This is a genomic window from Snodgrassella sp. ESL0304 (genome assembly GCF_013344995.1).
Classification (GTDB): domain Bacteria; phylum Pseudomonadota; class Gammaproteobacteria; order Burkholderiales; family Neisseriaceae; genus Snodgrassella; species Snodgrassella alvi.
The window spans coordinates 160,389-172,900 of record NZ_JAAEDR010000012.1; the positions used below are offsets into that span (position 1 = coordinate 160,389).

At 41.8% G+C, this 12,512-nt stretch carries 8 protein-coding genes; all 8 read left to right on the top strand.

The window, feature by feature from the left end; translation table 11 throughout:
• Positions 1-6 precede the first annotated feature (6 nt).
• The gene (narJ, locus tag GYX91_RS04275; protein WP_174830025.1) at positions 7-642 is read left to right on the top strand and encodes a nitrate reductase molybdenum cofactor assembly chaperone; all 636 of its coding nucleotides are present in this window, start codon (positions 7-9) and stop codon (positions 640-642) included.
• 12 nt (positions 643-654) lie between these two features.
• Entirely contained in the window at positions 655-1,344 is a 690-nt protein-coding gene (gene narI, locus GYX91_RS04280) for a respiratory nitrate reductase subunit gamma (protein WP_025330500.1), read from the top strand.
• Positions 1,345-1,893: 549 nt separating this feature from the next.
• The gene (locus tag GYX91_RS04285; protein WP_174830026.1) at positions 1,894-2,646 is read left to right on the top strand and encodes a DUF3304 domain-containing protein; all 753 of its coding nucleotides are present in this window, start codon (positions 1,894-1,896) and stop codon (positions 2,644-2,646) included.
• A 31-nt stretch (positions 2,647-2,677) separates the two neighbouring features.
• On the top strand, positions 2,678-3,427 hold the full coding sequence (locus GYX91_RS04290) for a DUF3304 domain-containing protein (protein WP_174830027.1): 750 nt from the start codon (positions 2,678-2,680) through the stop codon (positions 3,425-3,427).
• Between the two features lie 131 nt (positions 3,428-3,558).
• Complete coding sequence (locus GYX91_RS04295) at positions 3,559-4,314, top strand: DUF3304 domain-containing protein (protein WP_174830028.1); 756 nt, start codon at positions 3,559-3,561, stop codon at positions 4,312-4,314.
• Between the two features lie 23 nt (positions 4,315-4,337).
• Positions 4,338-8,759, top strand: coding sequence for a DUF2235 domain-containing protein (locus GYX91_RS04300; protein ID WP_174830029.1), 4,422 nt, complete (start codon positions 4,338-4,340; stop codon positions 8,757-8,759).
• 535 nt (positions 8,760-9,294) lie between these two features.
• The gene (locus GYX91_RS04305; RefSeq protein WP_174830030.1) at positions 9,295-11,724 is read left to right on the top strand and encodes a type VI secretion system Vgr family protein; all 2,430 of its coding nucleotides are present in this window, start codon (positions 9,295-9,297) and stop codon (positions 11,722-11,724) included.
• A 3-nt stretch (positions 11,725-11,727) separates the two neighbouring features.
• Entirely contained in the window at positions 11,728-12,501 is a 774-nt protein-coding gene (locus GYX91_RS04310) for a DUF4123 domain-containing protein (RefSeq protein WP_078474588.1), read from the top strand.
• Positions 12,502-12,512 lie beyond the last annotated feature (11 nt).

Here is a 12,512-nt window from a genome sequence, read left to right on the forward strand (position 1 = left end):
AGACAAATGTATAAAATTTTATCCATTTTACTAAGCTATCCAAGGCAGGAATGGTTAGACCATACGGATGAATTGCATTCAATTCTGGCTGATCAGTTATCTGCTAATCAGATTTCAGTATTACAGCCATTTTTTGAACATTTACGCACGCATGATGAAATCGATCTTCAAGAAGTATATGTAGCTACTTTTGATCGCAGTCGCAAACATGCTTTACACATGTTTGAACATCTGCATGGAGAAGATCGCATCCGTGGTCAGGCGATGGTTGACTTACTGGCAGAGTATCAGAAACACGGCTTTGAACCGGCTGATAATGAATTGCCGGATTATCTGCCTTTATTTTTAGAATTTTTGTCTCATGTTGCCGAAGATGAAGCTAAAAATTTACTTGCTGATGCAGTACATGTGATTGGCTATATAGCTGACAACCTGCATCAGAGTAAATCAGTGTATGCACCGGTTATGGATGCAGTTGTCGCTTTATCTCCAGTTAAACTGCAGCCATTACAGGCTGCACCAGTACGCAATATGGACGAAGCTCTGGAAAAATTCGGACCAACAGTAGAAGGGCTCGAACCGTTATTAAATCAGCCGTCTGTGCAGGAAGTGCAATTTTTCCGCAATAAAAAATTCAGTTAGCCGGGAGACAGCATGTATTATCTTAATCAATTTATTTTCGGCATTTTTCCTTATATTGCCGCCAGTATTTTTTTTCTGGGCAGTTTGATTCGTTTTGATACAAATCAGTATTCATGGAAGTCTGAATCAAGCCAGCTGCTTTATCCGCGTCTGCTGCGAGTTGGCAATATTCTGTTTCATATTGGTGTACTCGGACTGTTTTTCGGACATCTGGTCGGTTTGCTTACGCCTGTAGTAGTTTGGGATACACTTGGTGTTACTCATGAAGCCAAGCAGCTAACAGCAATGATTGCCGGCGGAATAATGGGTACCCTTGCTTTAATCGGATTACTGATGCTTATTTACCGGCGTTTCAGCTGTGCACGTTTGCTGGCCAACAGTAGCTGGCGCGACAAACTGGTATTAATCTGGTTGCTGATTACGCTTTGTCTGGGGCTGGGTACTATCCATGTTTCTGCGCATCATCTGGATGGAGCAGAAATGATTAGCCTAATGCAGTGGGCTCAGCATATTGTGACATTCAGAGGCGGTGCAGCGGATATTATTGCGCATGTCAGCCCGATTTTTAAATTACACCTCTTTATGGGTATGAGTGTATTTGTAATCTTTCCATTTACCCGTCTGGTGCATATCTGGAGCGGATTTGGTACTTTAGTCTATCTGAAGCGTAAAACACAGCTGGTCAGAAGCAGACGTTATTAAATAGTTTCTAAAAAAAAGGCAGTACTGGTATTCAGTACTGCCTTTTTTATAATTTAAAAATCAATCTAAAATTTAACCTGCTCATTTGCCTCTACAGCTTAAATTTCATTTTCAGAAAATCTTTGGTTTTTCCTGTCTTCTTACTATTATTAAAATTTACCTATATTTTTTTAAACTGGTGGATAGAATTACTAAATCAACATTTCCGCCTGAAATAGACTTACTCGCAAAAGAATCATTTGACCATATAATTTCAGCAACGTGAGTATCGGTGTCAGCTACACCCAGTCATTAAATCAATAGCAGATTATCGTCGCAATAAAGCCAGAACGGATGCATTGAAAACACAGCGTAAAAATATTCTGCAAGTAATCTTACTGCGATATATCTGGCAGCTTGAAAAAATTGCCGGTAACGACACATAAATAAAGATTAATAAAATAAATATTGACGAAAAACAAAGTTAATTCATTTTTATAATAATAGGATATTGATAGATAAAATTTGTACAATTCAACAATAACTATAAATATCAAAAAGGTTAGGGTGATGAAAAAAACATGGGCATGGCTGGCGATGCTGGCAGCAATCGAATTAATGGGTTGTACCAATCATTTTGAACCTTTTGTCGGCATAACCTCAGGTAAAAATCGTACCTATGCAGCACCTGTTGAGTCTTATGGATACAATTATGAAGATATGGATGGTGGAAGTATTGGTGGAGGATGTATTCCGGGTACACCAGGTGTTGATATTTATGAGGTTGGTAAAAAACGCTATGGAGGAGGAGCTACCTGTGGCGCAGCGGCACTAAAAGCAAAATGGACACCAGGAATGACTATGAAAATTAATTGGAAAGTCATACCTTATCCTGATTGGAGACCAAAAGCATTAAATACATCTGGAATGAATTTTGATCATAATCAAATAAATATTATAGATAGATATGATGAATATTATTCTACTGAAATACCCTTACCACCACCACCGCCATCAGCCGGTGATGATTTTGGTAAAGTAGCAAATATTACGGTACATTTTCTAGCTTGTAATCAGATATTTATTACATATGGGACGATAGAAGAAGGTCGTAATACACCAATGCATTACAAATTGTTTGCCGAAAGCCAGAAACTGTGTACGCCACGCCCAGTAGTTAAATCGATGGCAGATTATCGCCGTAACAAAGCCAGAATGGATGCAGTGAAAGCGGAACGTAAAAATATTCCGCAGGTAATCTTACCGCGTTATATCAAGCAGCTCGAAGCAGAAGGTAAATTGCCGGTAACTACCTTTAAATAAAGATTCATAAAATACAAGAAAGGCAGAAGAGATGAAAAAAACATGGGCATGGCTGGCGATGCTGGCAGCAATTGAATTAATGGGTTGTACCAGTCATTTCGAACCCTTTGTCGGCATAACCTCAGGTAAAAACCGCATGTATGCCGCACCGGTAGAAGCCATTGAATACAATTATGAAAATATGAGCGGGGGTAGTATTGGCGGTGGTTGTATCCCTGACACACCTGGAATAGATGATTATTTGGTTGGCAAAAAACGTTATGGAGGTGGATCGACCTGTGGTGCAGCGGCGCTAAGGGCAAAATGGACACCGGGTATGACTATGAAAATTACATGGGAAATATTGCCATATCCTGGATGGAAACCTCGTATGTTAAACAAGGCGGGTGTAAATGTTGATAAGGAAGAAAAACGAATAATTGATCAGTATGATGAATATTATTCAGCAGAAATACCCTTACCGCCACCACCACCATCAGCCGGAGATGATTTTGGTCAGGTAGCTAATATTACAGTACATTTCCTTCCATGTAATCAGTTGTTTATCACATACGGAACAATAGAAGAAGGACGTAATCCGGTTCACTGGAAACTGTTTGCCGAAAGCCAGAAATTGTGTACGCCACGCCCGAGCGTTAAATCGATGGCAGATTATCGCCGCAACAAAGCCAGAATGGATGCAGTGAAAGCGGAACGTAAAAATATTCCGCAGGTAATCTTACCGCGTTATATCAAACAGCTGGAAGAGGAAGGCAAATTGCCGGTAACTACTTCTAAATAAAGATTCATAATCAAATAAATATTGACAATAAACAAAGTTAAATCATTTTTATAATAATAGGATATAGGTAGATAGAATTTTAAAAAGTCAGCAATAACTACAAATATATAAATACAAGAAAGGCAGAAGAGATGAAAAAAACATGGGCATGGCTGGCGATGCTGGCAGCAATTGAATTAATGGGTTGTACCAGTCATTTCGAACCCTTTGTCGGCATAACCTCAGGTAAAAACCGCATGTATGCCGCACCGGTAGAAGCCATTGAATACAATTATGAAAATATGAGCGGGGGTAGTATTGGCGGAGGCTGTATTCCTAATACTCCGGGAATAGATGATTATGATGTAGGCAAAAAACGCTATGGTGGTGGCTCGACCTGCGGTGCAGCGGCGCTAAGGGCAAAATGGACACCGGGTATGACTATGAAGATTTATTGGAAAATATTACCTTATCCGGGATGGGTGCCAAGAATGCTAAATACCGCAGGAGTGAATTTAGATAAAGAAGAAAAACGAATAATTGATCAGTATGATGAATATTATTCAGCAGAAATACCCTTACCGCCACCACCACCATCAGCCGGTGATGATTTTGGAAAAGTAGATAATATTACAGTACATTTCCTTCCATGTAATCAGTTGTTTATCACATACGGAACAATAGAAGAAGGACGTAATCCGGTTCACTGGAAACTGTTTGCCGAAAGCCAGAAATTGTGTACGCCACGCCCGAGCGTTAAATCGATGGCAGATTATCGCCGCAACAAAGCCAGAATGGATGCAGTGAAAGCGGAACGTAAAAATATTCCGCAGGTAATCTTACCGCGTTATATCAAGCAACTGGAAGCAGAAGGTAAATTACCGGTAAGTGGCAGTAAAGCACAATAATTTTATTAATAAGGGAGATTATTATGACTGATAATGCAAAACAGCCTGATGATAGTAAACCAAAAGCCAATGGCAGCTCTAAATCTTCAAATATCGATAAGCAATTTAATTTGGGGCATATGATAGAAGATATATTGGGTTTAAACCGTCCCGAAGTCAATACCGACGACCCGAATGATAAACCCAGTGCTATCGGAAAAGTAATTAATAAAGCCGGTAAAAAAATAGGAGAAATTGGCACAGGTATAGGTGAGATAGCTCAAAAAGGCATAGATGCAGTTCAGGGGGTACTGGATGAGCTGCCACCATTAAAAGATGTTGATTTTGACTGGCCGGTTATGCATAAGCCGCAGGTTTTTCCGACAGAACCGGGCGGGCGCCTGCCGGCTTCAATTGAGGTAATTCAGGAAAATAGAGGTGATTGCTTTTATAAAGGTCCGAATGAAGACAAACCATGTCAGAAAATCATTAAAATCAGCTTTTTCTTTGATGGTACCAATAATCATGAAAAAGCGGATAAAGTAGTCAGCGGTGCCAAAGCGCCTACTGAAGAGGAGCTGAAAAAACAGGAAAAAGCAGCACCGCAAGCCAAAATGATAGCTGCGTATACCTATCCTCGTACCAGTAATGTAGCTCGTTTATTCCATGCCTGTATGGGTGCCGGCGGAACGCCAGATGAAAATAATATGGATCCGGATATGATCGAAAATGGCTGGTTCCGGCATTATATTCAGGGTGTGGGAACGCGCTTTGAAGAAATCGGTGATTTGGATCCGGGTTTCAGTGGTGAGGTATTCGCCCGCTATGGGCAGTCGCGGATTAACTGGGCACTGACACGCTTGTGTGCCACACTTGGTAAATCTAAGATTTTTGTAGATAAAGGTTTGGATTTAGGTACTGCTCAGAAAATGATTAAAGGCATGGATTCAAAAATTGGCCGTAAAAACCAGCTTGATGAGTATATAGAATCGCTGGTTTTTGCCAATAGTAATCAGCCATTACCACAGGCAATCAAACTGTATGTAATCGGATTTTCACGCGGAGCGGCTGAGGGGCGTACCTTTATTAACTGGCTGCTGGAATACTTGCTGGAGCGTCCGGAGAATGCCGGAGCAAAAGAACAGCTGGAAAAATTGATGGAACAGCGGCGCCAGCAACGAAAAGAATTACGCGAGTACTATCGTAAATATCCGGAAGCAAAGGCAGAGGCTCAGAAGCAGGCAATAGAAGAGGAAAAAGCGGCTAGCAGCGGTGTTAAACAGAATACAACACAGAACGGAGCCAAGCCGGGACAAGGGCCGCAGTCAGCGCAGACACCACCACAGACACAGCCGTCTAACGCCCCGGGTAATAATACGGGTAATCAGCAAAACAATAATAATGGTACGAGTAAAAATTCAAACAACGGTCCGATTAACGGTGCCAACACCACGGTCAGTCTGAATCAGTCTGGCAATATCAATGCCAATCGCAAGGATGATAAGAAAACTGAACCTAAACCTGAATTTATCTATCTCAAGCTTAGAGGTATTCCGATCTATATCGAAATGGCTGGTTTGTTCGATACGGTAGCCAATGTAGGTATGTCTCCGCTAACTTCCTTGATTAGTGGTCATTTCGGCTGGGCACATGGCACCATGTCTTTGGAACAGGCAGCGGCTGCACGTTTTGTAAAAAGCTGCTATCACTTTGTGGCCGGGCATGAGCAGCGTAGAAGTTTTTCCGTTGAAAGTATCTGTATTGACGGCGGTTATCCGCGTGGCGGCGGTGCTGAGTTTCGTGAGTATACTTATCCTGGTGTCCATGCGGATATAGGCGGCGGCTATCCGCCGGGTGCGCAGTTTAAAAGTAACTTCGGTATGGGGCATGTAGTAGCCCAGATAACTCTGCATGATATGTATGCACGCTGCTGGCAGCATGGTATGCCTTTACAAGTGATGCATATACATCCTTTATTAAAAGCTCAATTGAAAAAAACACCAAAATTTAAGCTGAAAAACTATGAATTAATGGATAAAGATGTTAGTGATGAATTTGATATACAACCAGATATGGTGCAGCGATTTAATGCCTGGCTGGAAACAACAGTTCTCGACAATATCACGAAAAGTTTGCAGAAGCAGGTTCATCATATTACGGCCTGGCGGATTCTGCGCTGGGTTAAGGATGGAATAGATGGCTATGCTACATTTCTGGGTCTCGCCATTACACGCAAAAAAGGATCTGCGGGAGAAAAAGAAGATGCTGAACAGGTTAGCGCACGGGAAAAAATCATTGCTCAGGGGCGCAAAGAGGCAAACGAAAAACTTTCTAAGGCCTCCGGTGGTTTAGTGCCGGTATCATCCGATTCAATTGCTGATGATGATAAATTATGGCAGCAGGCCGGTTTGGGAGACATACCGGCAGAAAAACGCGATGATTTTTTAAATGGCATGATTAATAAAAATTATGATCCGGTGAATGATGGTTGGGATATGCTGGAAAGTGCCAAAGAATTCAAAGCAGATTATCTGCATGAATTTCGTTTTGAATCTTTCCTGTCATTAGGGTTCTTAATGAAAACTTTTGCCGGCAGTATTTATATGCTCAATAATGTTGATGAGGCAGCTGAGTTTAAAAATATACATGAAGAAGGCGATAAGCTTTATTTTGGAGATCCGGCAAAAAATGAAAAAAAAGCTCCGCCTCCGCCTCCTTCTCAGGATGATGGATTTGAAGGTGATCCGGTAGCAGCAGGAGCAACACCGCCGATAGTATCATCTAATAAAAAGGATAAGTCTGGTTCTATTTTTGACGGGCTGTTTGAAAATCTGGATATTGGTGCTGTAGCTACAGGCATTATATTAGACAGAGTAAAAGATAAAATTAATAAGGATAAGAAAAAAGCGGAAGCCGCAAAAGATAAGTCTGGCAAAAAGCCGGAAAAGGTATCCGGCAAGGATAATGCTCTGGCAATTTTATCCAGTGTCTGGGAGCGACTTAATAGCAAAGATAAGCGTGATGTAACGGTATTAATGGATAAAATTAAAAAAACACCGGAGCAGTATTCCAAAACATTCGGAAAAATAGTTACGCTGTTTGACGAACAGATTCATGATTCGCGTGCCAAATATATGCATTCAATATTGAATGACCGCGAACCGTTTACCAGTTATTTTGCACACCGGCTTGTATTCAGTGGTTCAACGTCTAATAAACAGATTACACCGCTGATGTTGCAGAATAATCTTATTGGTATCGCCGGTCTTGCTCGCAGTGCTTATATGTCTATCCGCTATGGTAATCCGGCTTATATTTTGTTAGGGCTTAATAATCCTGAATTTTTTGTAACAGAGAATGAACGCAAAGCATATGAAGCACTGATTAACGGATTTGATGCGATTGCAGTCAATCCTGATACCGGAAAAATTATACTTAACGGTAAAAATATTAAAAATATTTATAATCTGTATCAGAATTCGCAGCAATCAATTCAGAAGATAAAAGAAGCCCATGAAAAACTGACTGAATGGAACGGACGTGATTTTGCAGATAAGATTACTCAGGAAATAGCAAAATATGGCGATGAAACAATAAAAAATCTGCAGCAGATTCGCCAGCTGCTGGAGGAACAAAAGGCTGCGCTTAAAGCAGCTGCCGAAGCTGAAAAACAAAAGAAACAGGCTGAATTAACACAAAGCCAGGCAGCAGCAATGGCTAAGGCAAGCGAAGCACAAGCCAATGAGGCCGAGGCTGGCGGTGCCGAAACAGCCGCTCAGCTTGAACAACAGCTAAATACAATGATTAGCAAAATTGATAAAAATATTAATCAGCTGCAATCATTACTGGAATCGTCAGGTACGAGCGGGGACGCCAGTGCGCTGGAGCATGCTCAGGAATTACTCAAACAGCTTGATCCGCAACTGGTGAATGGATTAAATCTAAACAATCTCAGTAATCTGGATAAAGCCCGTCAGGCTTTAAATGGAGCTCAAAATGCAATACAAGCCGGAAATATAACGGTTCCGAATGGCAGTTTGGTAAATGTATTACCGGCGCAACAGCAACTGGCGGATATTAATCCGCAATCTATGGCAGATTATCTGAGTAATCAGATTGCTCAATATCAGCAAAATCTGCTGCAGCAGACTCAGGCTACCGTATCGCTTATGCAAAATGGCGTCAATGATCCGCAGACGCTTGCACAGGTCTTTTACCGAAATGCGCAGGGTGATATTGCTGACCAGGCAGTAAATAACATCAGCAAAACTACACTAAACAGTATGGGAATGTCGGATCTGGAGCTGAATGAATTCTTACCGGAAAATATTGCTAACCGCAGCCAGACAGAAATTATTCAGCTGGTACAGCAACTGCGCAGCGGAAATGTTCCGGCTGAATTGCAATCATTACCGAAATACCGTTTGCAGCTAATGGCCAAAGTGCTGGAAAGCTGGCTTGTCTGAGGCTTACGACCGGCATGATTATTTCTCTGCCGGTCTGATAAAACTGTGCAAAGGTGAAAGTATATTATTTGATTTGGTTTTGAATTATAAGAAGCAAAATGATGAATAGTGTTGCACAAATAACTGAAAAGTTGATTTATATATAAAATAAGTATTTTTGTGTTAAAATTATTAAATCAGTTATATGTAAATTTCAAAAATATTTACATCTTATAATCCTGAAAAGTAATTTCAGATTCAAACCGGATTTGGCTGGCTGCTGTGAAAACTAACCGAATCTGTGAACAAGTGCAGATTGAATCTGATATTATATTTTTGTTTTGCTTTTAAATTTTATGCGGGAATATAGTTGGCAGTATACGGCAGACTGGACTGTATATAAATTGAGTAAATATATATTTTCAATTGTATTGATTTTTTAAATTTTGTAGCCAGCAACCTGTATGCGGGAATATTTTTCCGTATCAGCACTATATCGGCTGATACGGAAACAGAACTGTCAGTCATGTATAAAGGTTTAATAAAGGGTGATTAAATGCAACAGCGTTATTATCTGAAACTGAACGCAAATCTGGCTAATTTTGACCAGTTTTCGGTGCGAAGATTCAATCTGGAAGAAAAGCTGGATGATTATTACGTGTTACAGCTTGAAGCAACGCATATGGCTGCTGACTTACCTCTGGAAAATTTTATTCATCAGCGTGTAATGTTTGAGATGGCTCCGGATATTGACTGGAGCGGAGTGATGCAGGTATCCCGGCAGCAGCTCGATGATTCTGACAACCGGCGCTGGCATGGTGTTATTCAGAGTGCGGAACAAATAGCAACCAGTGCTGATGAAACCTGCTATCGATTTACTATTGTGCCCCGCCTGGCTTTACTGAACCGTATTACTACCACAAGGCTGTTTCAGAATGAGACGGCACTGAGTATTGTTGAGAAAATTCTGCGTCATCATGGTTTTGCCAGTGAAGATTTTCTGCTGAAATCATCCCGTTCGTTACCGCGCTATGAACATCGCATGCAGTATCGGGAAACCGATTATGCATTTATTAAGCGTGTACTGGCTCGTGAAGGATTATGGTTTACCTTTACACAAACGGCTTCCAATGAGGTAATTTCCGTATCTGATGATGTAAGCCATTATATCCAGCTGCGGCAGCAGGCGTTACCATTCAAACCGGATGCTGGTTTAGAAAGTGATCTGGACGGGCTGGAGAGCAAACTGGAAGCGCAGCTTTCATTTGATGTGAATGCTACGGCACAAGGTATCAGGGATAATCTGAAACAGCAGTTAATGCAGGGGCTGACAGCAAAATATTCTGTTTCCGAATTTCATGTAAGCTATAAAGCTCAGTATGAAAGTGTACAGATTAAGGATTATAACTACCGAGATGCCAATAACAGTCTGCTAGGCAAAGCCGGTTTTAATGAGCAGCAGCCTGCTGCATTTGGTCAGCCCTATATCTACGGATTTTTTCATCATAAAGATAGCGGGCAGGCGCAGGAATATGCCCGAATTCTGCATGAGCATTCTGTATCCCGCCATATTCTTGCCACTGGTAAAAGTAATGTTCAGAGCTTTGCTCCCGGTTTTACCATGGGATTTTCCTCTGATGCCAGAGTAGGCAATATTCGTCAGTGGCTGCTGGTCAGTGTTCACCATTCTGGTGCGCGCGATGAAGATTACATTAATTCATTCTCCGCTATACCCTCAGACAGCCAGTGGCGTCCGGAGCCGATTAAGCACCCGATTATAGACGGGACAATACCGGGAACCATCTGTGATGCCGGCCAGGGGCCATATGCTTGGGTTGACGAGATGGGCCGTTATATCGTTAAGTTTAATCTGGATATGGATGGCTGGCAGCCGGGTGGTGAAAGCAGACCCATTCGTCTGGCTAAGCCTTATGCGGGCGGGCAGTACGGGCAGCATTTTCCGCTGCATGTAGGTACAGAAGTACAGCTGGCTTTTCAGAACGGTGATCCCGACCGGCCGTATATTATTGGCGTTTTACATACCAGCACTCAGCCGGATCATGTTCCGAATACATGGCGTACCCGTAATGTAATTCGTACCTGGGCAAATAATAAAATCCGCATGGAAGACCTCAGCGGTCATGAACATATCAAAATGGCTACTGAGTACCATAAAACCCAGCTTAATCTGGGGCATCTGGTAGACAGCGGACGGGATAAGCGTGGAGAAGGTTTTGAGCTGCGAACTGATGGCTGGGGAGCTGTGCGTTCTGCACGAGCATTATATCTGACTACTGAAAATCAGGCTGCCGCCAACGGCATGCAAATGGATCGTACGGTAGCAGTCAAAGAAATTGAAGGTGCACTCAGTCAGGCCAGTCATCTTGCCGACGTGACAGCCAAGCATACTTCACTCAAACCCAGATTAGAGACATTATCTGATTTAGGTGAAAACTGTGCTTATCTGGAAAAACCGGTTATTTTAACCAGTGCAGTCGCCGGAATGGCGCAGGTTTCACCAAAATCTATTCTTAACAGTGTTGGTCAGGATATTCATCAGCAGGCAGGTAAAGATGTATTTACCGGTGCAGGTGAAAACATTACACAAACTGCCGTCAAATCTGTACAGGTATTGGCTCAGACAGAAGATTTAAATCTGGTAGCCGGCAAGAAAACTGCGCGTCTGGCTTCACATGGTAGCGCAGTGGAAATTACTGCGGCGAAAAAAATCTCTGTTCAGTCTGTAGGTGATGAGGTACTGGTTAATGCAAAAAGCGGTATCAAGCTGGCCAGCGGTGGTGCTTATATAGAAATTAAAGGTGGAAAAATCAGCCTGTATAGCCCCGGTCCGATTGAATATAAAGGTAATCATCAGTTTCAGGGGCCACAGGGCGGTAATTTCCCGTTACCGGAATTACCTGGTTCAGTTTGTCTTGAGTGCTTGCGCAAGGCACGTGCACAAGGTGTTGGCATTGTAGAGAGATAATCAATGAATACTTATCGTGACGTGCTGGCACAATTTATCAATTTTACTAATGAGACTGATGAGAAAACTCTTTTTCTGATTATCGATTTATGTACTTGTGACTATCCTCTTCTGGCTGCCATAGAAAACTGGCAGCCGGCATTGCAGTATTCTCTGCTATTTGAGCAAACACCCGAATCTCATATCAAGGAAGAAGGGCCGCTGTTGCTGGCACTTGATATCAGGAATGAAAACCATCGGGAAATACTGGAAAAAATATGTGAAATTACTCATATGAATAATCGCTTGCTGGCTTTCAACAGCAACTATCCTTTTGGTACCTTAGAAGTTCATCTTCGCCGTGCCATGCAAGTGAAATGGGGTAAAAAAGAGGGATTACTTCGATTTTATGCACCAGATATGTTTGATCCGGTTAACATGGTGTTAACAAATTCACAAAAAAACTGGCTGCATCAATATATGTTGCGCTGGTTTTTTGTTGATGATTCCGGAGAGTGGGTAATTTATCAGGCCGATTATCCGCAGTGTGATCAGAATGAATTTGATGTAAATGGTTTTGTTTTTACTGAAAAACAGTATGATACTTTGTTGTTATGGGCTGATGCATATAATTACCGGCGTAATTATGGTATTGCTTTGGATGCAGATGAGTATGGCGGTGAAAGGATGTTAATTAACCAGCTATATGTCCTTGCTGCGGAAGCTGATACCAGATTGATTTTAAGCCAGGAAGAACGTGTTCAGTTTTTTAGGAATAATTTGCAGAAAATTATATAGGAAAGGCTGAA